The sequence below is a fragment of the Pseudomonas sp. Sample_22 genome (genome assembly GCF_004307635.1).
Taxonomy (GTDB): domain Bacteria; phylum Pseudomonadota; class Gammaproteobacteria; order Pseudomonadales; family Pseudomonadaceae; genus Aquipseudomonas.
This window is the reverse complement of the sequence record NZ_RCNY01000089.1, coordinates 1-24,058: the sequence shown is the minus strand read 5'-3', so window position 1 is coordinate 24,058 and position 24,058 is coordinate 1. Positions and strand designations below refer to the sequence as shown.

The following is a 24,058-nucleotide window of genomic DNA, read 5'->3' as shown; positions in this document are numbered from 1 at the left end:
GGCATCTCGCCTGGGGACTTTGGAGAACGAAATGACTACGCAGAACCTCAGCGGCAAAGTGGCTTTGATCCAGGGCGGTTCCCGCGGCATCGGTGCCGCCATCGTCAAACGCCTGGCCGCGCAAGGCGCGACGGTAGCCTTCACCTATGTCAGCTCCACCGCCAAGGCTGAAGAACTACAAAATGGCATCATCGCGGACGGCGGCAAAGCACTCGCCATCAAGGCCGACAGCGCCGACGCCGAAGCCATTCGTAACGCCGTGAATGTGACGGTGGAAACTTTTGGTCGCCTGGATATCCTGGTCAACAACGCCGGCGTGCTGGCCGTGGCTCCATTGGAAGATTTCAAACTTGAAGATTTCGACCAGACCCTGGCCATCAACGTGCGCAGCGTGTTCATCGCCACTCAGGCCGCTGCCAGACACATGAGCGAAGGTGGTCGGATCATCAACATCGGCAGCACCAACGCCGATCGCATGCCCTTCGCCGGTGGCGGCCCGTATGCCATGAGCAAGTCGGCGTTGGTCGGCCTGACCAAAGGCCTGGCCCGTGACCTCGGCCCGAAAGGCATCACCATCAACAACGTGCAACCAGGCCCGGTCGACACCGACATGAACCCGGCCAGCGGCGACTTCGCCGATAGCCTGATCCCGCTGATGGCGGTCGGTCGTTACGGCACGGTTGAAGAGATTGCCAGTTTCGTTGCCTACCTGGTGGGTCCTGAGGCGGGTTACATCACCGGCGCGAGCCTGACCATCGACGGTGGCTTTGGCGCGTGATGGTTTGAACAAGATGCAGATCCGGGAGCGGACCTTTCCGCTCCCACAGGGTCAACCTTTCAGGTGGCGATAACTCTGTACCGCAGCGCCGAACACCACCGCACCCGCCGCAATCGCCAGCCAGAACCCGCTTCTGGCGCCGAATGCATCGACCATCCAGCCCGAACCCGCCGCACCGATCGCCACGCCGATACTCAGCCCGGTGACCAGCCAGGTCAGGCCTTCGGTGAGCTTGGCCGGCGGCACGATCTGCTCCACCAGCGCCATGGCGACAATCAAGGTCGGGGCAAAAAACAGCCCGGCAACGAACACCGCCAATGACAAGCCGAGAATGTTTACCGCCAGCAACAGCGGCAACGTCGTCACCGCCGTGGCAACCCCGCCGTAAAGAAACAAACGCGGCAACGGCACTTTCGAACGCAACGCACCGAAGGCCAAACCAGCCATGCAGGAACCAATGGCGTACACCGACAGCACAATGCTCGCCGCCGCCGGTTGCCCCTGCTGTTGCGCGAAAGCCACGCTGACCACGTCCACCACGCCGACAATGGTGCCCATGGCGACCATCAACACCATCAGCAACTGGATTTCGGCGCTGCGGATGATCGACGCCGCATGATGTTTTTCATGGGGATGCACCGGCGGCTCAGTGCTGCCCTGCAATACAAATGCGGTGACGCCGATCGCCAGCATCAACAACGCGGCCAACGGCCCCGCCTCGGGAAACGCCACCACGCACAAACCTACCGACAACGGTGGCCCGACGATGAAGCAGACTTCGTCCAGCACCGACTCCAGGGCATAGGCGGTTTGCAGTTGCGGCTGACCGCGATACAACTCGGTCCAGCGCGCCCGCACCATCGCCGACATGCTCGGCATGCAGCCGGCTATCGCAGCGAACACAAACAAGGTCCAGTTCGGCGCCTGCAAGCGCGTACACAGCAACACCAGCAACAACGCCCCACCACCGATCAATGCCGACACCGGCAGAATCCGCCGCTGGCCAAAACGGTCCACCAGCCGCGATACCTGCGGCGCACAAAACGCCGTGGCCAACGCAAACGTCGCCGCCACCGCGCCGGCCAACCCGTAGCCACCCTGCAACTGCGAGAGCATGGTGATCAGGCCGATGCCCGTCATGGAAATCGGCATGCGCGCGATCATCCCGGCCAGCACGAAGGCCCGGGCGCCGGGGGCTTTGAACAATTCGCGATAGGGGTTGGCCATGGATGCAGCTCTCGTCAGTGGCCGTGCAAATTGCCATAAGGCGCAATGGCGCGAAAGCGTGGAATTGTTGGTTGAATGTGAAGCCCCTTTCACCAGCGCATTGGCCAGGATCGGGCCGCCCTTGCGGCACCCATCAAACTGAACTAGATTTTCCATCCACCACGCGTCACGTCTGAAGTTCACTAGCATTCTGGTCCGCAGTAACGTCCGGTAGCGAAGACACACAGGAGTCTTGCTATGGAAGAGTTACTGATTCTGGTCAGCCCAAAAGACCGCCAGACCGGCTTCGCCCCCAAGATGCAGGTCCATCAAAAAGGACTGCGTCACCGCGCCTTTTCCGTGTTTATTTTCGATCGCAACGCACGTCTGTTACTGCAACAGCGCGCACAGGGCAAATACCACTCGGCAGGCCTTTGGACCAACACCTGTTGTGGCCATCCGCGTCACGGTGAACGAACGCTTGCGGCAGCACAACGACGGTTGCATGAAGAAATGGGCCTGTCCTGCAAGCTGTTGAAGGTCTCGACGCTGCTCTATCACGAATCAGTCTCGAACCAGTTGATCGAGCACGAATACGACCATGTATTTGCTGGCATCTGCGATATCGATCCTGTTGCCAATCCTGAAGAAGCGCAGGATTGGCAATGGCTTGAGCTGTCGAAAATCCCCGATGCCCTCAACGCCACGCCGCAGATGTTTACCGCGTGGTTTCACCGGATATTTGAACGGTTTGGCCTCGACGGCGTGCGATATTGGCAAGAGAGTGCCGTGAGCTTCACACCGAGCCGCCGGCCAAAGCCGCGCTGGCAGGTACCGCCGCTGTATTGCCCGATGCCTGTCAGAATCGATGAGGCACTCGCCGCAGAAGTCGATGAACGGCTTATGAGCTGGATCGAAAAAACCGGTATTTTCGCTGGCCAGCAGCACAAGATCCGTTCCTCAGGATTCGGCAGGTTCGCCATGTTGTGCCATACCGACACCGACGATCCGGATCGTCTGCTGCTATCGGCCCAATGCATCGCCGCATTATTTGCCGTCGATGACTATTACTGCGATGACGAAAGCACCGGGTCGGTACCGGCACTCGTTGGCTCGCGTTTATCCATTGCACTCGCTGCACTTGAACCTGCACACCTGACCGAAGGTTTTCGCACTGATCTGGAAAAGGCACTGGACAGCGATCCCGTGCTGGTAGGCCTGCGCGCATACATGGGGCGGGTCGGCGAGTTCGCCACACCCGCGCAAATCGCCCGGGTCCGTCATGAAATCATCGCCATGTTCGTCACGATGACTGCCGAAGCTGCCTGGCGTATCAACGGCGTGACGCCTGCCCTCTGGGAATACCTGGCTCAGCGCCAGACCAACAGTTTTCTGCCCTGCATGTCGCTGATCGACATCATCGGTGGCTATGAGCTGCCGGCCAATGTTTATTGCGCTCCGGCCGTGCGGCGGGTCACGACGCTGGCCGCCAGCGCAACCATCATCGCCAACGATCTGTTTTCGGCGCCCAAGGAAAGCCTGGTTGAAGTAGGCGACTTCAATCTGCCGCGGCTGTTGATGGCGGAACAGGGCTGCTCAATCGAAAAAGCCATGCAGCTCAGCGCAACTATTCATGACGATGTGATGCGCCTGTATGAAAGCGCCGAACAAGCGCTGCTGACGGATCAAAACCCGCAACTGCAGCGTTATCTGGCAGGGGTGAAAAGTTGGGTGGCGGGCAGTCTGGAGTGGCATCGCCACAGTGGTCGATATCAGATCTGACGGGGACAGGCCTAGTGGCTTGGGTGAAGATGATTTCGGGCTCGGCATGAACTCTCACGGGTGCCCGCCAGTCAGCTGATTAAGTCCCAGGTTCCCGGAGTTTCGCGACAATGGCCGATCACCCCGAAAGCCAAAGCCCCATCGACGCCCACGGTATTATCGGCGACATGCGCAGTGCCGCATTGGTCAATGACAAGGGCAGCGTGGATTTTTTCTGCTGGCCGGAATTCGACAGCCCATCGATCTTCTGCGCCCTGCTGGACAGCCCCGAGGCCGGGATATTCCAGCTGTCCCCGGACTTGCCCGATGCCCGTCGCGAGCAAATCTACCTGCCGGACACCAACGTATTGCAAACCCGCTGGCTCAGCGATCGCGCCGTGGTCGAAGTCACCGACCTGCTGCCCATCGGTGACAGCGAGGACGACCTGCCGCTGCTCATGCGCCGGGTACGGGTGGTCAGCGGCAAGGCAACTTTTCATATGTGCTGCGCCGTGCGACACGACTATGCCCGCGCCACCACCCGCGCGCGTCTCGATAAAAAAACGGTGATTTTCGAAGCCACCGATCAACCTTCCCTGCGCCTCGCTGCGGATCAGGCGTTACACATAGCGGCCCATGCGGCCGTCGCCGAATTCACCCTCGAACAGGACCAGACCGCCGAATTCCTGCTCGGCGCCGTCGACGATCCGCGCTTCAAGGAAGGCGCTACGCAACTTTGCCTGCAACGTACCTTGAAGTTCTGGCGCGACTGGATCGGCCAGTCCAACTACCGCGGTCGCTGGCGGGAAATGGTCAACCGTTCAGCCCTGGCGATGAAACTGCTGACCTCGCGCAAACATGGCGCCATCCTCGCCGCTGCAACCTTCGGCCTACCGGAAACCACGGGCGGCGAACGCAACTGGGACTATCGCTACACCTGGATCCGTGATGCCTCCTTCACCGTGTATGCCTTCATGCGTTTGGGTTTCGTCGAAGAGGCCAACGCCTACATGCGCTGGTTGCGCGGACGGGTCAGTGACTGCCACGGCCAGCCGATGAAACTCAATATTCTGTATGGCATCGATGGTCGTCAGGAGCTGCCGGAAATCGAACTCACGCACCTGTCCGGTCATGGCGGGGCGACACCGGTGCGCATCGGCAACCTGGCCTACGCCCAGGTACAACTCGACATCTTCGGCGAGCTGATGGATGCGGTGTACCTCGTCAACAAGTACGGCGAAGCCATTTCCCACGAAGGCTGGAAGCACGCTGTGGAAGTGGTCGATCAGGTTTGCGAAACATGGAACCAGGAAGACGTCGGCATCTGGGAAATGCGCGGCGAGCAACATCACTTTCTGCATTCGCGTCTGATGTGCTGGGTGGCGCTGGACCGGGCGATCCGTCTCGCCTCGAAACGTTCGCTGCCGGCCCCGTTCGCCCGTTGGGATCAAACCCGCCAGGCCATTTACGCCGACATCTGGGACAACTTCTGGAGCGAAGAGCACGGGCATTTCGTCCAGCACATCGGCGGGACCGGCCTCGACGGATCAATGCTGCTGATGCCGTTGGTGCGCTTCGTCAGCGCCAAGGACCCACGCTGGCTGGCGACCCTCGACGCCATCGAAAAAAACCTGGTGCGCGACGGCATGGTTTACCGCTATCACAACGAACACACCCACATCGATGGCCTGCCGGGCACAGAAGGCGCGTTCGCTGCCTGTTCCTTTTGGTACGTTGAATGCCTGGCCCGCGCCGGACGCTTGGAAAAGGCCCATCTGGAGTTCGAGCAACTGCAGCGTTATGCCAACCCGTTGGGACTGTACGCCGAAGAGTTCGACAGCCACGGGCGGCACATGGGCAATACGCCGCAAGCGCTAACGCACCTGGCATTGATCAGCGCTGCGTGTTTTCTCGATCGAAAATTGAGTGGCGAGAAGAGTTTTTGGCAACCTTGAACGGGGTGTTGAACCGGCGGTCAATGGACGCTTCGCCTCAGGTTTGTCGAATGCCCATGCCCTACACTTTTTAAACGAAATCGCTGGAAATACCCTGTTGCCAGCCGCAACAACCCCACCTAACATTCCGAATCAGCGGGTACAGCGGAGCTGTCCAACATCCCCGAATTCAAGGAACCAGAATGTCCCAACGCATCCATCGCAGCATCGACCTGCCCCTTCGAACCGGCCTCAATCGCGACCAACTGTGGGACGCCTCCGACAAGGGCCTGATCAAATGCTGGGAAGTCGGCCGCCAGCGAGCCGCCCGCTTCCCCGACCTGGCCCAACAATGCCTCGCCGGCGAACTGCCGGTGCTGGGCTGGAAAGGTGGCGTCAGCCGCAGCCTGAAAAAACTCGAAAAATACGGTTCACTCAAATACCTCGCGCAGTGGCAGGGCTTGCGTGGGGAAGATCTGGATGTGGATTTGGGCGAAGAGCGGACGTTGACCTGCTCACGTACGAAAATGGTGGTGACGTTTACGCCGGATCGGGCGAAGTATTTCAATCAGGTGACGGAAGTGGAAACAGGCGACTAGACACTGACCGAGAACCGCTCACGATAAGCCTGCGGCGTAACCCCCATCGCCCGCAGAAAACTGCGGCGCAAGGTTTCTTCGCTGCCGAACCCGCATTGTGCGGCGACCCGTTTGACCGGTACGCCGGTATCGCTGAGCAATCGGCGCGCGGTTTCGACCCGGATCAGTTCAATGGCCCGGGCCGGGGTCTGGCCGGTCTCGGCGCGGTAATGACGGACGAAGCTGCGCTCGCTCATGCCCGCCTGGAGTGCCAGAGTGGGAATGCCAAGATCTTTGCCGAGGTTTTCGCTGATCCAGGCATGAAGTTCGTCGAATCGGCTGTCTTCTTTCTGCAGGGACAGGGTCACGCTGAATTGCGATTGGCCACCGGGGCGCTTGAGAAAGACCACCAATTGCCGGGCAACTTCCAGGGCCATGTTACGGCCCAGGTCGGCTTCCACCATTGCCAATGCCAGATCGATGCCGGCGGTCAACCCGGCCGAGGTCCAGACCGGGCCGTCGTTGATGAAAATCGGATTGGGCTCGACCCGCAATTGCGGATGCTGCTGCGCCAGCTGTTCGCATCGGGTCCAGTGGGTGACCACGCGACGGCCATCCAGCCAACCACTGGCCGCCAGCAGGAATGCCCCGGTGCACACCGAGGCCACTCGTCGGCAGCCTGCTGCATGCTCGCGTACCCAGGTCACCAAGGGCTGATCCTGCGCCGCTGCGTACACCCCCCAACCACCCGCGATGATCAAGGTGTCACTGCCCTGTCCCGGTAACGGCTCGGCCAACAATGCCAGCCCCGCCGAAGACATCACCGCCCCGCCGCCGCTGGCAATCACCGTCGGCGCATACGGTGCTGGCGAGCCTTGCTGACGGGCGATGTCGTTGGCCGAGGCAAACACCTGTAACGGTCCGGTGACATCGAGCAACTGCACATTGGCAAACGCGAGTACGTGAATGGTTTTCGGCATTTTGGCGTAATTCGTGGGGTGATTGGCGTATGCGCCAAATCCTAGGCGCCTACAGTGAAGTCGTCCAGCCACTTCAGGAGAAAAACACCATGACTTTGCAGATCGGTTTTCTGTTGTTTCCACAGGTGCAACAACTCGACCTCACCGGCCCTTACGACGTGCTGGCCTCGTTGCCGGACGTTAAAGTGCATCTGATCTGGAAGGACTTGATGCCCATCACCGCCAGCACCGGCCTGCTGCTGAAACCGACCGTCACCTTCGACGAATGCCCGGCGCTGGATGTTATCTGTGTCCCCGGTGGCAGCGGCGTCGGTCCGCTGATGGAAGATGAGCAAACGCTCGCCTTCATCAAGGCGCAGGCCGCAAATGCGCGTTATGTGACGTCGGTCTGCACGGGCGCACTGGTGCTCGGCGCGGCCGGTTTACTCAAAGGCAAACGCGCCACCACGCACTGGGCCTATCACGAATTGTTGACGCCGCTGGGGGCGATTGCGGTGAAGGACCGGGTGGTGCGAGATGGCAACCTGCTGACCGGTGGCGGTATCACCGCCGGCATCGATTTTGCCTTGACCCTGGCGGCAGAGCTGTTCGATCAGGACACCGCCGAGCTGGTGCAATTGCAACTGGAATATGCCCCGGCCCCGCCATTCGCAGCTGGGAGCCCGGAAGCTGCGCCAGCCGGTGTGCTGGAAGAAGCCCGAAAACGCGCAGCGGCCTCGTTGAAACTGCGCAGGGAGATCACCGAACGCGCAGCGGCGAAGCTCAATCGGCAATAAACAATGGCTGCGGGACGAATCATCCCGCAGCCAGACTTTTCTATCGCCCATAAAAAAACCCGCCGAAGCGGGTTCTTCCAAGACCATTACGACTCCCTGTCGTGAGCAATCCCTGCAAATGGCCGATCATCCATGATCCTGAGCACTCCTTGTGCTTCAGTGGATGGGGCCAGAATACGCATCGGATCCAATCCGCAATAGACGACATAGTTGTTACGGCGTGTAAGACATTCGCCATAGCACCCCTTCCGAAAACCCTTGGGGCCCTAAGGCATCACGCTTCGCAGCCGTAAATATTCGGGTTGAACGCATGGCCGTCAGTCACCTTCTCGCTCACGGGCCTTGGCGTTCTCGGCCAGAAACTGTTCGAGTCTGCTCAACTGCTCCTCCCAGCCACGGCTATCCATGTAATACGCCTCCTTCTGGCGTACGTCGGGAATGTGCGCGAACCCCGACTCGGAAACCTTGAGCAGCGTGCCGTCCTCAAAGTCTTGCAATTCGAATTTCACCAGCGTGGTGGGTTCCTGCGAGTAGTCGATCTTCGGATTCACCGCATAAGGATGCCAGCGGAAGGAAAACAATTGCTGCGGCTCGACCCGCTCGACCAGTACATTCCACAGCACATGCTCGTAACCGGGATACGTCACCTGCCCCTGCGTCCACTCGCCGGCAATGAAGCGCCTGCCTTCAAGCGCCACGCCGAACCATTGCCCGAAGGCCTCGGCATCGACCAATGCGCGCCATACATGGGAACGCGGCGATTTAAGCGTGATTTTGCGCTCAAAACTATTGGGTACTGGTTTCATACGTCACCTCCTGTACTGAACAACAGTAGGCTTCTAAGACCACATGTCCAGCCTGAAAGTTGTATGCAAGCAGATCAACTGTCGTAATCGTGCACCTGACAGCGACGCAGGCTTCGCTACACTGCCCCCTACTTTCATCGCCACCGCGAGATTTTTTCCATGTTCGTACGCTTTTTCCTGGCGCTGACGCCCTTGATGTTCGCCACCCTGACCCATGCCGCCGTGAACTGCGACAACGCCACCGATCAGGCGACGATGAACCAGTGTGCGTCGCAGCAGCATGCGGCGGCTGACAAGGAGTTGAATGCGCTTTACCAGCAAATCACTGGCCGCCTGAAAGGCGACCCCGACCGCAAGAAACTGCTGTTGGGCGCGCAACGTTCGTGGATTGCGTTCCGCGATGCCGAGTGCAAGTTTTCGGCGTCTGGTGTGGAAGGCGGGAGTGTTTATCCGCTGATCTACAGCAACTGCGTGACGGAGTTGACCAAGGCGCGGGTCGAGACATTCAAGACTTACCTGAAGTGTCAGGAGGGGGATTTGGGGTGTCCGGTGCCGGGGGTTTGATTCTCTGTTGTTCTTGAGGGCCTCATCGCTGGCAAGCCAGCTCCCACAGTGGTGTGGTCACAATCGTGTGAACACCGCTGAACCCTGTGGGAGCGGGCTTGCCTGCGATGGCGCCAGATCAGGCAGCGCAATTACCGGACAAAAATCTGCGCCGTGGTAATCGCCATATCCCCACCCGGCAACTTGATGCTTCCCGTCTGTTTCAGGCTGTCGGCATCGAAGATCGCCACATCGTTGAAGGTCCCTGCCAGGTAAATCTTGCTGCCATCCTTGTTGAAGGAAATGCAGTAGTAGGAGTGATCGAGCGTCGCCGCCTGGAGCATTTTCTTCTCCTTGATGTCGTACTTGGCCAGGCGATTGAGCACGCCGAACATCAGGTTCGGGTCTTTCGGTGAGCGCATGCCGCTGAAATAGATTTCCGTCAATGGCCCGAAGTCGGTGGTTTCGGTCTTGCCGGTTTTCAGGTCGACGCTGAACAGGCCATACAGGTATTCGGCGGTGGCCGGGTCCTGCTTCTTGTCCTTGAACTTTGCGGCGGTGTACAGCAGCGAAAAATCATGCCGGTAGGTCTGCTGGTTCCACACGTAGAGCACGTCCGGCGCGCTGTAGTTCGCGCGTTTCCAGTGACGACTCGGGATCAGCACGTCGAACTTGCCGGTTTGCACATTGACCTTGTAGACGTCCGCCCCCGCCACATACAGCGTGCCGTCATCACCGCTCTGCATGATGGTCAGCTGCCGCGGCGCCGGGAAACTGCGCACAGGCTTGGCGTCCATGCCGCCGTCGGTCTTGTACACATCCAGCCGAGGCTGCTGCACTTCGTAGCGGTCGTTCATCCTCAGCGTCGGGTTGGCAACGGTGTACAGCTCTTTCCCGTCGTGACTGACCGTGAAGGCGAACATCGACTTGGCTTTCTCGCCCGGCTTCTGGGTGATGCTGGCGTGGAACACCTGTTTGCAGCTGTCCAGCTCAACGCCGTAGACATCCGCGTAATGATTGTTCAGCACGTAGGCGATCTTGCGATCCGGCGACAACTGCACGGTGCCGGGTCCGAAGGCGTCAGGCATCTTGCAGGTCTTGAACAGTGTGTCGGTAGCCAGGTCAATCACGTGCAGGTTGTTGGGGTAGTTGGTGGTCAACATATACTCGTGACCGACTTGCAACGCGGCATTTTCCTCGGCCAGAACATTGACCGAAAGGCTGCTCATAACGGCGAACGCGGCCAGGCCGCAGGCTTTGATATTACGCATGCTGGAATCCTTCTGATGTCCGATCACTTGTCTTTCGGAAAGACAGTGCCGAGGTTGCGCCAGTTGTCGTTGGACGCTTGGGCATCCTTGTTCCAGTCCGGGTAAGTGCTCATCATGTCCGGCACCTGCGCCGGCCACCAGCATGGGTCGGAGCAGCCATAAAGGTCTGCCTCCATCGGCTGGCACAGCGACGACACACCGCCGAACGCATCGATTTCCCAACCTGGGTCAGTGGTCGAAGCGCAGCCCGCCACGGAGCTCATCGCCACCACTTCTTCGATGCGGTTTTCATCCGCGGCCTGATCCAGCTTCAACGCTTTGTTATTGATTGCCTTGAGATGTTTCATATCAGTGAGCCTTGCGCGGAGTGATGTAGCTGCTGATGAACGCAGGGTTGTGAGCCATGATCCGGGTGTAGACCTCGATGCCGAAGTCGACCCAGTCACGCATCAGTTCGCAATAGTGATAGGTCGGGTGAGTCGGATCGCCGTAACGGGCGTAGCTCTCGTGGTAGCAACCGCCGGAGCACAGATTGCGAATCTGGCAGTCTTCGCAGCCGGTGTTGGTACGGTCCAGGCGTTGCGACAGGAAGTCGTTCAACTCCACCTGCTTCACGCCGCTGTGGACGTTGCCGAAGGTCGGCAGGCTCGAACCGGTAAAGCGGTGGCACAGGTTCAGCTCACCTTTGTGATCGACCGCCAGCATCTTCAGGCCCGCGCCGCATGGCAGGGCTTTTTTGTGGCCTTCATGGATGTCGGTGATCAGTTGGTGCAGGTTGGAGAAGCCGATGTTGCGGTGCTCAAGCGCCGCTTCCAGATAACGCCGACCGAGCTTCTTCATGTTGGCGAAGACTTCGATCAGTTCATCGCTGGTCAGGTTGAACGTACTGATGTCGCCTGAGGTGACCGGGGCAAAACCAACCTCGGCAAAACCCAGTTCATTGAACAGGTGATCCCAGATGGTTTCGACGTCGGTGACGCCCGTGGTCAAGGTCACGCGCGCCCCCACCGGACGGCTGTTGTAGCGCGACAGCAGCATCTCGGCCTTGCGCCGCACCACATCATAAGTGCCCTGCCCGCCAACGGTAATGCGATTGCGGTCGTGTACGGTTTTCGGCCCGTCGATGCTGACCGACAGACCGAACCGGTGCGCATTCAGATAGTCGACGGTCTCTTCGGTGAGCAGCGTGGCGTTGGTGGTCATCACGAACTCGACGAACTTGCCGGCCTCGGCAAATCGTTTCTCACAATAATCGACCATGTACTCGATCAGCTTGCGATTGCTCAGCGGTTCGCCGCCGAAGAAGACTACGGTGAAACGCTCTTCGTCCGGCGATTCGCGCAGCAGCATTTCCACCGAGGCAATCGCGGTTTCGACGTCCATTTTCTTGCCGGCTGACGGCTTGTCGAGATCTTCCTTGTAGCAGTAGGTGCAACTCAGGTTGCAGCCGGTGTTGACGTTGAGCACCACGGTATTGATCGCCGTGCGCTCGACGCGTTTGGTGGCGATGTCCGGGGTCAGCGGTGAGCCGTCGCTGACCAGTTCCAGGGCCATCAGCTCGCGCAGGGTTTCGGTGATTTCTTCACCGTTGAAGCGCGCAGCCAGACGCTGGATCAGGTCGTCCGAAGAACACCCCGGTCCACGCAAAGTATCGATGATGGTGCCTGTCAGTTCATCGCTGGCGAACAGCGAACTGCTGGGAATATGAAACAGCATGCGGTCGGCATCGACGTGCACTTCGTGCAGATTACGCTCGACCAGATTCAAGATAGCGCCCATTGCAACCTCCTGTGCAGGCCCCGGGGTACGGGGCTTGCGGTCATTCCGAAAAGTGTCTGTAAACGCTTGCGTTCAGTCAGCTCAAGGAATGGGTGGATTGTTCCAGCGTTGCACGGTGACGATCATGTGGCCTTCGCCGGTCAGGGATTTCCCTGCGTCATCGACGGCGGCGATCACCTTGAGGTTGCCGGCATTGTTGGTGGACATTTTGCGCGCAGGGTTCGGCCCGGCGTCGCCCGGTGTGAATACGCCAGTATCGGCCTGCATGGTGCCGGCGAACTTGACGTCTTCGTCTTCCTTGGCGCGATCGTCGAAGGCCTCGACCTTCCACTGCGCCGGGAACACGCCGATGCGATATGGCTTGCCGTCAGTGCCCTTGCCCCAGGCTTCAGCATCGAAACGGCCCTGGACTTTCGGCGTCGAACCACCGCCATCACCGATCCGCGCCACCGAGAATTCCGGTATGACCTTGACCTGATCGATCTTGCTGTAGACCGACAGGCTCGGGCCTTTCAACGTGCCGACGGTGACCACGCGCAGGCCCGGCTGGGCATTGGCGGCGGCCTTGAGCTTGACCTTGATCTGCTCCGGGCTTTGCTCGACGACCTGCACCACTTCCACACCCTTGCCGAAGTTCGGCTTGCCGCTCAGGCCGCTGCCGATCAGGGTGACCTCGGTTTCACTACCGGCCTTCACATAGCCAGGTTGCACCGCCAGGAGACGCTGCGAACCCTGTTTCGCAGCGACGAAGTCCAGACCACGCTCATCGTGCTCGGCCTCGAACATCCGGCCCTGCATGGCATTGCCTTGGGCGGCGAATACCTGGCGCATGGTCACGCCGTCGATGCTGACATTGCCGCGCCATTCATAGCCGGTGTAGAGAATCGCACTGCCGTCGCCATTGAACGGCGTGCCGTCGGCGTACTGGCCTTTGACGCTGACCTTGAAGGTGTCGCTGCCGTCAGCCGTTACGCTCATGACACCGGCCAGCTCGCCTTTGCCCGGCAAGTGGCCGCTGAAGCTCCAGTCGCCTGCCAGCGCCTCGCTCTTCGGCGCGCTGCTCTGCCATTTTTTCCAGGCCGGGTTGTCCAGCGGATAACGCTTGGCCAACAACGGCACCATTTCTTTGCGGGCGAGATCGAACCAGTCGCGGTCGCGGGACAGCGCCTGATATTCCAGGGACGGCCATTGGCCAAGGTGGAAGTTCACCAATCGCTCCCATTCCTGAGCCGGACGCCGTTGCAGCGCGACCCGCGCACCGGAGTGGCAGCGGCCGCACATTTGGCTGGTCTGATCGTCGAACTGCTCGACGGTGTTGAGCCGGCGCTCCATGGCATAACGCACGCCGTCGGTTTCGCTCGGCGCCAGCCCCTGAGTGTCGGCAAGGTACTTGACCAGCGTGCGGCGATCTTCATCGCTGATCTGCAAACCGTGCATGGTCTGCATGCGGGCGATGCTCATCAGCCAGCCTTCCGGTGTCTTGCGCTGGTGGCTGATACGGCTCAGGGCGTTATTGGCTTCAGGGGTGTGACAGCCCTGACACGTTTCCTTGAGGATGGTCTGGGCGTCGCGGGCTGCCAGGCTGTAGGGCGAATGCAGGGCTATGCAAGCGGCCACGGCCAGCAGGCCGGCGCTCATGCCTGATCGGAGTCTTCTCTTCATCAACGTCTAACCTCGCACGGTGCTTTCTTATTTTTGTGGCTTATCGTTTTTTATGGTTTCTGCCGTCGGCGGCGAGCCGCTGACGGAGGCAAGAGAAACGTCTGCGATGAGCAATACACGGAGCGTGCCAGCTTATGAATATCTATTTGAATCAATGACTTGACATAATCCACCTGGATTTTCGACGGGCATATCAACGGCGGGCACGTTCTATTTCGCGACAGCTGTTGCAACCTGAGACAAGCATAGCTGCAGCCTTTGTAGGAGCGAGCCGGCTTGCGATGGACGTACGATAACGTTGGGTGTCTGGCTGCACTGGTTGCCTGGACGTTTTTCGCGAGCAGGCTCGCTTCTACAGAGGAGATGAGATTCTCAGTTCGTCGCAATTTGCGACGTTTATCGATCACGGGATGATCCGCAGAGAATCTGTGACGCCCCGACAAACAGGGCGTTCGGGCCAAAAAATCACAACTGGCACAGCCATTGCGAAAGACCTCGTCACAACGAACAAGACGAGGTTTCATCATGTCGCTTCCAAACCTGCTTCCAGCCACTTCGGCATTCATCCAGCGTGCCCCGCGCATGCTCATCGGCAGTGACTGGGTCGCAGCCGCCGACGGCCAGACCATGCCGTTGCACAACCCGGCCACCGGCGAGGTGCTGTGCGTGGTGCCGCGAGCCACCGCGGACGATGTCGACCGCGCCGTACTCGCCGCCCGCCAGGCATTCGATGATTCCGCCTGGACCCGCACCCGCCCCCGTGAGCGACAGAACCTGCTATGGAAACTCGCCGACCTGATGCAGCGCGACGCCGAACTGCTGGCGCAGCTGGAATGCCTGAACAACGGCAAAAGCGCCGCCGTCGCCCAAGTGATGGACGTGCAACTGGCCATCGACTTCCTGCGCTACATGGCCGGTTGGGCGACCAAGATCGAAGGCTCGACAGTCGACGTGTCGGCACCGTTGATGCCCAACGACCAGTTTCACAGCTTCATCCGTCGTGAAGCGGTGGGCGTGGTCGGTGCCATCGTCGCCTGGAATTTCCCGCTGCTGCTGGCCTGCTGGAAACTCGGCCCGGCCCTGGCCACCGGTTGCACCGTGGTGCTCAAACCTGCGGATGAAACCCCTCTGACCGCACTGAAACTCGCCGAACTGGTGCTGGAAGCGGGCTATCCGGAAGGCGTGTTCAACGTCGTCACCGGCACCGGCATCACCGCAGGTTCCGCCCTGACCCATAACCCGCTGGTGGACAAACTGACCTTCACCGGCTCGACCGCCGTGGGCAAGCAGATTGGCAAGATCGCCATGGACTCCATGACCCGGGTGACGCTGGAACTGGGCGGAAAATCACCGACCATCGTCATGGCCGACGCCGACCTGAAAACCGCCGCAGCCGGTGCTGCCAGCGCAATTTTCTTCAATCAGGGACAGGTCTGCTGCGCTGGCTCGCGCCTGTATGTGCAGCGCAAGCATTTCGACAATGTGGTGGCCGACATCGCCGGTATCGCCAATGCCATGAAGCTCGGCAATGGCCTGGACCCGAGCGTTGAGATGGGGCCGCTGATTTCGGCACGTCAACAGGAGCGCGTCTACGGCTATATCGAAAAAGGCCGGGAAAGCGGCGCCACCATCGCCTGCGGTGGTGAGCAATTCGGGCCGGGCTTTTTCGTCAAACCGACGGTGATTGTCGACGTCGATCAGAAGCACTCGTTGGTGCAGGAAGAAATCTTCGGCCCGGTACTGGTGGCGATTCCCTTCGACGACGAAGCCGATGCACTGCGCATGGCCAATGACAGCCCTTATGGACTGGGCGCAAGCATCTGGTCCAATGATCTGGCAGCGGTGCACCGGATGATTCCGCGGATCAAGTCCGGTTCAGTGTGGGTCAACTGCCACAGCGCCCTGGACCCGGCACTGCCGTTTGGTGGCTACAAAATGTCGGGGGTCGGGCGTGAGATGGGGTATGCGGCGATTGAGCATTACACCGAGCTGAAGTCGGTGTTGATCAAGTTGTAATTTGTGGCACCCGTGACCCACTGATCGTTCCCACGCTCTGCGTGGAAATGCATCCCGTGACGCTCTGCGTCACCTTCTGAAGTGGAACGCGGAGCGTCCCTGGCGGCGTTCCCACGCAGAGCGTGGGAACGATCAAACTCAAGGTTTGTACCCTTGAGTCAACAGCCACCCCCGAACCACCCGCCCCTGCTCCACCGTCAACCCCGCCAACACTTGCTCTGCAGGTTCGCCTTGCTTCAATCGCCGCACCAACGGCGCCAGTTCAACGCCCTGCACATGCCAGATCCCCAACGGCTGATCCGCTGTAATCACCACCTCGGCTTCATCGACAAAGCCATCACACAACACCGGCGCCCGCTCAATCCTCAGCGCAGCGAAATCCGCCTCGGCATGGGCCACCTCGGCATCCGGCCATTGCTGCCGCGCCTGCCAGAATGGCTGATCGGACCAACGCTGCTCATCGGCATAGAAGTCCCGGCCAATCCGCGCAAAACGCAAAAACAACTGTTCCACGCGCTGCTGGTGAAAACGCTTGGCCAGCGCCGCGCGCTCGGGTTTGTGCAACAACGTGTTGATCACCGCCGGCGCCTGCAACGCTGACGACAGGGACTGGAAGATGCCGTTGCCCGAGAGCGGGTCCACCGCCATCGCCGCATCCCCCACGCGAATCCAGTTTTCGCCACACACCTGCGGGCTGAGGATCGCGGTGCTGCTGCGGGCATGCAGCTGCAAATCGACTTCAACCTGATCGGCGAAAAATGCTCGAGCCACTGCCGATGCCCGGCGCCGCTGTCGGCAGTATTCGAGCAACATCGCTTTGCCTGGCAACTCGGCACTGGTGACGTCCACCGTCCATTGCCAATAACACTGACCGTCGGCCCGTCGCGCCATCCACGCCCAACCGTCCGCCAGGCTTTCCACGGCGCTGGCGGTCTTGCCGGGCGAGCCTTGCCAGCGATTGAGCAGGCTGACCGTCTCCGGCCCGCGCATCCCCTTGCCAAGGGCGGGCGCCTGACGCCCGCGGGCATCCACCAGAAAATCGGCGCTCAACGCCTCCTGTCCTTCGATCTGGATGCAATGCCCGAACGGTGACGTCTGGACGCCCATTACCCGGCCTTCGATCAGCGAAACACCGGCGGTACGCAAGTCTTCGCGCAGGCCGCGATCGAAGCTTGGACGATCCAGCAAAAACTCGATGTTCTGCGCGTGTTGCCGACCGTTCCAGTTCACTTGCCGTTGTGACGGCAACGCAGCATTCGCCAGCGCTTGATGCAACCCCGCGCCGCGCAAGGCGTCGAGAACCCGCACAGACACACCTTCGAGCGCCGCAAACCGGCGCCACTCACTGACCAGCGTGACGGCATGACCCAGCCGCCGTAATCCCAGCGCCACAGCCGTGCCTGCTGGCCCGGCACCCAAAACGACAATCATCGTCATGCTCAGAAGCGCCTTTCCGGTCCGCGATAACGAGCGTTCTGCCGCAGCCACTCGATGATTTGTGCATTGCTCGCCCCGGGCTGTTCCACCAGGAATCCGGCGATGTGTCCGCTCAATGCCGCGCAACCGAGACTGGCCCCCGACTGCCCCGGATAAGTGCCGTGGACACACGCGGCGAAATCCGCCTGGGCGCTGTTGAGCCACGACCATTCGAGTTCGGCGCAGCGGGCATCGCCGGTCACTCGCAGCACCTGTGGGTAATTCGCCGGATACACGCCTTCGCCCTGGGCCGGGCTGGATGCGCAAAGCAGCACGCCACGCGCTACCGCTGCGGCACAGGCCGCCCGCAACAGGCTGCGATCCTGACGCAAGCCGAGGCTCAGATTGATCAGGCGCACGTCCTGCGTCACTAGCCAGTCAATCGCCGAGGCGATCTGCAAGGCACTGGTGACGCCGCGCTGATCGAACACCTGCGCCACGCAGAACTGCGCCGATGGTGCGCGTCGCCCAATGGCTTCGATCACTGCGCTGCCGTGGCCCAAGGGATCTTCGCGCAAGTCGCTTTCGGCCAGGCCGTCCTCGACCAGTGAAAACCTGCGCCCGGCCACGACCTGCACCCGCTGCGCTGCCGAGTGTCCGCTGTCCACCACACCGATACGCAACTCAGTTTTCATAAGGCTCAGGCTTCATGCAGCACCGCTTTCGAAACCAGCACGCCGTCTTGCAATTCAAAGCGCAAATCGGCATCGGCCAGGGTTGAGGGACGATGGCTGATCAAGATGCGCGTGCGCCCGGCAAACAAGCGGTCGATGGCCTCGATCACTTCACGTTCGGTGGCTTCATCCACCGCGCAAGTGGCTTCATCGAGTACCAGGATCAGAGGGTCCTGCAACAGCGCGCGGGCAATCGCGATGCGTTGTTTCTGGCCCCCGGACAATTGCTGGCCGCGCTCACCCAGCGGACTGTCCAGACCTTCGGGCAAGGACGCGATCAGACTGTCGAGCTGCGCCAACCGTGCCACTTCGGCAATCGCTTCGCGACTGGCATCCGGCACCGCGTAAGCGAGGTTGTCGGCCAGGCTGCCACGAAACAGTACGATGTCCTGACTGACCACGGCGATGCGTCGCCGCAGTTGGAACAGGTCCAGTTCACGCAGATCGACTTCGCCCAACAGCACACGGCCCGACTGCGGATCATGGTGCCGCTGCAGCAGGTCGATCAGGGTCGATTTGCCGGCCCCGGAGCCACCACTCAGGGCAACTTTCAAACCGTAGGGGATATGCGCCTCGATTCCGCGCAACGTAGTCTGCCGACCGGGATGGCTGAAGTGCACATCCTCGAAACGCAGCTCGCCAGAAGCAGGCATCGGCTTCGGTGCAGCCGGGGTGAACACGGTCGGCTCTTCACCTCGCAGTTCCATCACCCGACCAAGACTGACGGTCATCCGTTGAATCGCCACGTACAATCCCAGCAAACTTTGCACGGGCCCGACGGCCATGCCCAGATACGTCGAAAACGCGATCAACGCACCGAGTTGCCAGGTGCCCTGCACCACCCAATAGCCGCCAATCAGAAACGCACAGGCGCGGGACAGCGAGGTCAACGTCCCCGGCACGGCCTGGGTGAAAAACTCGGTGACTTGCAGGCGCAGCAACTGGCTCATGTAGCCCTGCCCCAGCGTCTCCAGACGTCTCGCTTCACGTTGCTGCTGACCGGCGGACTGGATGAATTTCATCACCGGCAACGTCTCGACCATGAACGACGACATATCCGCCGAGCGTTCGCGCAGCTGCCGTACATCGCGCTCGACCTTGCGCCGCATCCAGCGTAGCCAGAGCACATCGAGGGGAATCAGCACCAACGCCAGCAGCGAGAGTTTCCAGGACAAGGTCAGCAGCATCGCCACTGCCACCACCAGCCCGATCACACTGGACACCGCCGAGAACAGCGAGTCCACGGCAAAGCGCTGAATCTCCGCCACGTCACCATCAAGACGAGACATCAGATCGCCGATGCGTCGCTGGCCGTAGAAGCTCGGCGACAGGGTCTGCAAATGCCGATACAGGTCATCGCGCAGGGCAAACAGCATGCGCCCGGACAAACGCGTGTGCAGGTAGCGATTGATGCCCGACAGCGCCGTTCCCAGCAATCCGGCGACGATCATCAACCCGGCGATGAGCACCAGCATCGGGAAGTCGCGTGCCAGCAAACCATCGTCGATCAGCAGCTTGGTCAACCAGGGCTGCACCAGTACCAGCGCCGAGGCGCACACCGACAAGCCCAGTAGTCCGGCAATCGCCAGTCGATGGGGACGCACGAAGCTGTAGAGCCATCGCAACGCCGCTTGCAGGGCCTCGGGGTTCTGGCTGTCGATCAGCCGAACGATCAGGCGCTGCATCACGAGCGCAGCTGCTTGAGCTTGCGATAAAGGGTCGCGCGGCTGATACCCAAGGCGTCAGCGGCGGCCGAGACGTTGCCCTGATGGCTGTCCAGGGACTGGCGGATCATCTCCAGTTCGTTTTCCCGAATACTGCCGGCTTGCGGACGTTCAGTCGCGGTCAATTCATCGAGCATGCTGTCGGGCAGGTGGTCGAGGGTCAGCACTGTTTCTCCCGGCTCGCGCATGGCCAGCGCGGTGCGCAGAACCATCTCCAGCTGACGGATGTTACCCGGCCAGTGGTAGCCGGCGAGCACGCGGTCCAGATCGTCATGCAGGACGACATCAGGCGCATCGAGTTTGCTCAACATGCGACTGACCAGCCCTGCGAAATCCTCGCGCTCGCGCAAAGCGGGGAGCATGACGCTGATGCCGTTGACCCGGTAAAACAAATCTTCGCGAAAGTGCTTTTCCTCTACCAGGCGCTTGAGGTCACGGTGAGTGGCGCAGATCAGCGCGATGTCGATGTCCTGTTCTTCGCCAGCGCCCAACGGCGCCACCTTGCGGTCTTGCAGTACCCGCAATAACCGAGCCTGCAAGGCCAGCGGCATGTCGCCGATTTCATCGAGAAACAACGTACCGCCATGGGCCTGTTGCAAGCGACCGACCATGCCGCCACGACGCGAGCCGGTAAACGCGCCTTCGCGATAGCCGAACAGTTCGGACTCGATCAGACCTTCGGGGATGGCCGCACAATTCACCGCGACGAAGGGTTTGTCGCAACGGGCACCGGCCATGTGCAGGGCGCGGGCGATGACTTCCTTACCCGTGCCGGTTTCGCCCAGCAGCAACACCGGCAGCTCGTTGGCCAGGCCTTGTCGGGCCATGCGCAAAGCGCGGGCGTAGCGGGCATTGCTGCCAGCCAAAGACTGGAGATCGGGTTGGGGTTGGGCTTTAGCGGTTTTGGCCACGCTACGCGGTGGAGTGCTGACATTGATCGTGCGTTGCGGCGCACGCAGGGTCTTGTAGAAAAATTCGCCTTTGGCGGTTTGCAGGCTGCCGGCGCCACCTTGATGCAGGCGTGCCAGCAATTGCAGGCCATCGACACCAAGAAACTCTTCGCAACGTCGGCCTACCAGTGCCGAACGCTCGGCATGCAACAACTGGCAGGCTTGCGCGCTGACCGCAAGGATCTGTCCGCCGAGGCTCACTGCCAACAGGCCCTGCCAAGGGGATTCGAGGTATTGCCGACGGCTGTGGAATGCCAGGACGATTTCGTCCGGATAACTGGCGTTGAACACCCGGCTCTCGATCTGGCTGACAGCCATGGCCAGCAACGCGGTGCTGTCGTGGGCGCGGCCGAGCGGGCCTTCGCGGGTCAGATCAAGGACGCCGAGGATGTCACCCTGCGGACAATGAATGGGCACCGAAGTGCAGGAAAAGTCACTGAGGCGATCCAGGTAATGTTCGCCGCAATCGATCAGGGTTGGCCGGGCTTCCACCAGCGCAGTGCCGAGGGCATTGGTGCCCCGGGCGGCTTCACTCCAGCAGGCACCGAGGGTAATGTCCTGCAGGCCGCTGCCCTTGAGGCGGTCGGCGCGCCCTTCGACAGCAAGAATGGTGGCATCGGAATTGGCCAGGATGATCAAGCCATCCTTGCCCTGACGCTCGGCCAGATAATCGATGGCCGGCAGTGCAGCGTCGATCAGCAAGCGATTGCTCGCCAGCAACACGTCCACGCTCGTGCTCGATTCCAGTGCCAGTTCATGCTTGGCATTGAAATGCACACCATGGCTGAGACTGCGCCGCCACGAAGCATCGATTTCCGCCCGCAGGACGCCGTCCGGCACTTCGCCTTCCAGATGCAGCTTTTCCCTGGCCAGCCGGGCTTCGCGATGCAGTTTGGGGGAGTTTGTTTTTATTAGCGTCATCAAGCGCTCCGGGTCATCCGCCCTGCGCCTTCAAACATCGGCGCCCTGGAGCAATCTTTACGTTAACGTCAGGGCAATGGCAAGTGCCGTAGGGCGCTTGTTCCGCCAGCTGGCACAGCGTCAGACGTGGGGATCGCCGGGAGCTTTACCGGGTGTAGCGTATTGCGGCTTGAGATGACCGTCCTGATCGAGCAGCCATGCGTCCATGATCTGCCGCACCACAGGTCCTGCAACCCGGCCACCGGCTTCACCGTTTTCGATCATGACCGAAATTACGATCTTCGGGTGTTCTGCCGGGGCGAACCCGACGAACAAGGCATTGTCGCGGTTGCGCTCACGGGTCTTCTCGCGGTTATAGCGCTCGCCCTGCTTGATCGCCACCACTTGCGCGGTGCCGCTTTTGCCGGCGATGCGATACTGCGCGCCTGCCGCTGCGGCGCGTGCAATTCCGCGCGAGTCGTGCATGACCATCTGCATGCCGTGGTTTACCTGCTCCCAGTCACGGGGGTCCTTGAGCAGAATGTTTGGCATCGGGTGTTCGTCCACCGGTGCAACACCGTCCACGGTCATCGCCAGATGCGGTCGGTTCCACACCCCTTTGTTGGCGATCAGCGCCGTCGCCTGGGCCAACTGCAGTGGTGTGACCTGCATGTAGCCCTGGCCGATACCGAGGATGACCGTCTCCCCCGGGAACCAAGGCTGACGGCGCGTGGCGCGCTTCCAGGCCTGGGATGGCATCAACCCTGACGACTCTTCGTACATATCCAGGGAAACTTTCTCACCCAGGCCAAACATTGCCATGTAGTCGTGTAAACGATCGATGCCCAGCTTGTGCGCCAGGTCATAGAAGTAGGTGTCGTTGGACCGCATGATCGCCGCGTCCATATCCACCCAACCGTCGCCGCTGTGGTTCCAGTTGCGGTACTTGTGATCGAAATCCGGGAGCTGGTAGTAACCCGGATCAAAGACTCGGGTCTGTGGCGTGACAACGCCGGCGTCGAGTCCGGCAATCGCGACTTCAGGCTTGATGGTCGAGCCCGGTGCGTAGAGGCCGCGCAGCACTCGGTTGAACAGCGGCCGGTCGATCGAGTCACGCAGCGTCGAGTATTCCTTGGCGCTGATACCGGTGACGAACAGGTTCGGATCGAAACTTGGATTACTGACCATGGCCAACACTTCGCCGGTCGAAGGATCCAGTGCGACGACTGAGCCGCGGCGATCACCCAAGGCTTGTTCCGCGGCTTCCTGGAGCTTGACGTCGAGACTCAGGACAATGTTTTCCCCGGGAACCGGATCGGTGTGCTTGAGCACGCGCAGGACACGACCCTGGGCATTGGTTTCGACTTCCTCGTAACCGACATGGCCGTGCAGCTGTGACTCGTAGAATTTTTCGATCCCGGTCTTGCCAATGGATTGGGTGCCGCGATACTCAACCGTATCCAGCGCCTTGGATTCTTTCTCGTTGATACGTCCTACGTAGCCAACCGAATGAGCGAAGTGCTCGCCGAGCGGGTAGTGTCGAACGAACTGCGGCTCGACATCCAGGCCCGGTAAGCGGAACTCGTTGACCGCGAGCACCGCGATCTGCTCTTCATTCAATTCATAGAACAGCGTTACGGGCACGAACGGGTGGCGTGCTTGTTTCATCGCCTTGTCGAACAGCGTGCGGTCTTCAGCGGGCAAATGCAGAAGGTTGACCACCTCATCCAGCTCTTCATTGACGTCGGTAGCGCGTTCGCGGGTGATGGTCAGGTTGTAGCTGGGCCGATTGTCCGCGAGCACCACGCCATTGCGGTCATAGATCAAGCCACGGGTAGGCGTGATCGGCAGGACATGGACGCGATTGTTCTCCGAAATCGTGGAGTGATAGTCGAATTCGACGACCTGCAGCACGTACAAACGCACCACCAATGCACAGGTAATCGCGACGACGAAAAAAGCACAAGCCACCAGTCTTTTGTTGACCAGACGGGATTCTTTTTCGTGGTCTTTGATCGGGATGGGGCCGGGCATTTCTCAAGCAACTCTGTGAAAAAAGATACCGATCCCTAAGCTTGGAAACAGTCCGTAAAAAACGAGCTGCACCATACCAAAACTGCTAAGTCACTTTCGTGTAACTTTATTTAACTTGTAACGGACATGCATTTCCCCGGGTACTTTTCGCCAGGCAAAACAAAACCCCAACTGCTTTCGCAATTGGGGTTTCGGAATTTAATCTTGACG

The 24,058-nt window shown here is 60.3% G+C and carries 19 protein-coding genes; 7 read left to right on the top strand and 12 right to left on the bottom strand.

Going from position 1 to position 24,058, the window contains the following annotated elements; genetic code table 11:
- Positions 1–31 precede the first annotated feature (31 nt).
- Positions 32–778: a 3-oxoacyl-ACP reductase family protein gene (locus D8U73_RS25900; protein ID WP_130906127.1), complete on the top strand. Its 747-nt coding sequence runs from the start codon at positions 32–34 to the stop codon at positions 776–778.
- Positions 779–829: 51 nt separating this feature from the next.
- On the opposite strand, the gene D8U73_RS25895 is transcribed toward D8U73_RS25900, so the two are convergent.
- Complete coding sequence (locus D8U73_RS25895; protein WP_130906126.1) at positions 830–2,005, bottom strand: MFS transporter; 1,176 nt, start codon at positions 2,003–2,005, stop codon at positions 830–832.
- Positions 2,006–2,242: 237 nt separating this feature from the next.
- On the opposite strand from D8U73_RS25895, the gene D8U73_RS25890 reads away from it, so the two are divergent.
- The 3 genes from D8U73_RS25890 to D8U73_RS25880 all read left to right on the top strand — a co-directional run bounded on the left by D8U73_RS25890 (position 2,243) and on the right by D8U73_RS25880 (position 6,278).
- The gene (locus D8U73_RS25890) at positions 2,243–3,766 is read left to right on the top strand and encodes a family 2 encapsulin nanocompartment cargo protein terpene cyclase (protein WP_130906125.1); all 1,524 of its coding nucleotides are present in this window, start codon (positions 2,243–2,245) and stop codon (positions 3,764–3,766) included.
- Positions 3,767–3,876: 110 nt separating this feature from the next.
- Positions 3,877–5,700, top strand: a complete 1,824-nt coding sequence (locus tag D8U73_RS25885) for a glycoside hydrolase family 15 protein (protein WP_130906124.1) — start codon at positions 3,877–3,879, stop codon at positions 5,698–5,700.
- A 182-nt stretch (positions 5,701–5,882) separates the two neighbouring features.
- Entirely contained in the window at positions 5,883–6,278 is a 396-nt protein-coding gene (locus D8U73_RS25880; RefSeq protein ID WP_056856936.1) for a hypothetical protein, read from the top strand.
- Here D8U73_RS25880 and D8U73_RS25875 read toward each other — a convergent pair.
- On the bottom strand, positions 6,275–7,237 hold the full coding sequence (locus D8U73_RS25875) for a GlxA family transcriptional regulator (RefSeq protein ID WP_130906123.1): 963 nt from the start codon (positions 7,235–7,237) through the stop codon (positions 6,275–6,277). The two genes, D8U73_RS25880 and D8U73_RS25875, sit on opposite strands and share 4 nt — an antisense overlap.
- An 89-nt stretch (positions 7,238–7,326) precedes the next feature.
- Here D8U73_RS25875 and inhA point away from each other — a divergent pair, with 89 nt between their 5' ends.
- Positions 7,327–8,013, top strand: a complete 687-nt coding sequence (gene inhA, locus D8U73_RS25870) for an isonitrile hydratase (RefSeq protein ID WP_130906170.1) — start codon at positions 7,327–7,329, stop codon at positions 8,011–8,013.
- Positions 8,014–8,330: 317 nt separating this feature from the next.
- Here inhA and D8U73_RS25865 read toward each other — a convergent pair whose 3' ends face one another.
- Positions 8,331–8,819 carry an SRPBCC family protein gene (locus D8U73_RS25865; RefSeq protein ID WP_056856933.1) on the bottom strand — a complete coding sequence of 163 codons (489 nt, stop codon included), beginning with the start codon at positions 8,817–8,819 and terminating at the stop codon, positions 8,331–8,333.
- 159 nt (positions 8,820–8,978) lie between these two features.
- Between D8U73_RS25865 and D8U73_RS25860 the strand changes: the two genes are divergently transcribed.
- Entirely contained in the window at positions 8,979–9,383 is a 405-nt protein-coding gene (locus tag D8U73_RS25860; RefSeq protein WP_130906122.1) for a lysozyme inhibitor LprI family protein, read from the top strand.
- A 131-nt stretch (positions 9,384–9,514) separates the two neighbouring features.
- Here D8U73_RS25860 and peaD read toward each other — a convergent pair whose 3' ends face one another.
- From peaD to peaA, 4 genes are all read right to left on the bottom strand, one after another.
- Complete coding sequence (gene peaD / locus D8U73_RS25855) at positions 9,515–10,633, bottom strand: quinohemoprotein amine dehydrogenase subunit beta (RefSeq protein WP_130906121.1); 1,119 nt, start codon at positions 10,631–10,633, stop codon at positions 9,515–9,517.
- Positions 10,634–10,656: 23 nt separating this feature from the next.
- Positions 10,657–10,980, bottom strand: coding sequence for a quinohemoprotein amine dehydrogenase subunit gamma (qhpC, locus tag D8U73_RS25850; protein WP_008016081.1), 324 nt, complete (start codon positions 10,978–10,980; stop codon positions 10,657–10,659).
- A gap of 1 nt (position 10,981) precedes the next feature.
- Positions 10,982–12,412, bottom strand: coding sequence for a quinohemoprotein amine dehydrogenase maturation protein (gene peaB, locus D8U73_RS25845; RefSeq protein WP_056856930.1), 1,431 nt, complete (start codon positions 12,410–12,412; stop codon positions 10,982–10,984).
- Positions 12,413–12,493: 81 nt separating this feature from the next.
- Positions 12,494–14,074, bottom strand: a complete 1,581-nt coding sequence (gene peaA / locus D8U73_RS25840; RefSeq protein ID WP_130906120.1) for a quinohemoprotein amine dehydrogenase subunit alpha — start codon at positions 14,072–14,074, stop codon at positions 12,494–12,496.
- A 525-nt stretch (positions 14,075–14,599) separates the two neighbouring features.
- Between peaA and D8U73_RS25835 the strand changes: the two genes are divergently transcribed.
- Entirely contained in the window at positions 14,600–16,090 is a 1,491-nt protein-coding gene (locus D8U73_RS25835; protein ID WP_130906119.1) for an aldehyde dehydrogenase family protein, read from the top strand.
- Positions 16,091–16,228: 138 nt separating this feature from the next.
- Here D8U73_RS25835 and D8U73_RS25830 read toward each other — a convergent pair whose 3' ends face one another.
- From D8U73_RS25830 to mrdA, 5 genes are all read right to left on the bottom strand, one after another.
- Positions 16,229–17,527, bottom strand: coding sequence for a tryptophan 7-halogenase (locus D8U73_RS25830; protein WP_130906118.1), 1,299 nt, complete (start codon positions 17,525–17,527; stop codon positions 16,229–16,231).
- Between the two features lie 2 nt (positions 17,528–17,529).
- Entirely contained in the window at positions 17,530–18,201 is a 672-nt protein-coding gene (locus D8U73_RS25825; protein WP_056856926.1) for a S8 family serine peptidase, read from the bottom strand.
- Positions 18,202–18,206: 5 nt separating this feature from the next.
- On the bottom strand, positions 18,207–19,925 hold the full coding sequence (locus tag D8U73_RS25820; protein ID WP_130906117.1) for an ABC transporter ATP-binding protein: 1,719 nt from the start codon (positions 19,923–19,925) through the stop codon (positions 18,207–18,209).
- The gene (locus tag D8U73_RS25815; RefSeq protein ID WP_130906116.1) at positions 19,925–21,835 is read right to left on the bottom strand and encodes a sigma-54-dependent Fis family transcriptional regulator; all 1,911 of its coding nucleotides are present in this window, start codon (positions 21,833–21,835) and stop codon (positions 19,925–19,927) included. Before D8U73_RS25815 ends, D8U73_RS25820 begins: the two co-directional genes overlap by 1 nt.
- A 120-nt stretch (positions 21,836–21,955) precedes the next feature.
- Entirely contained in the window at positions 21,956–23,848 is a 1,893-nt protein-coding gene (gene mrdA, locus D8U73_RS25810; RefSeq protein ID WP_130906115.1) for a penicillin-binding protein 2, read from the bottom strand.
- Positions 23,849–24,058: the final 210 nt, after the last annotated feature.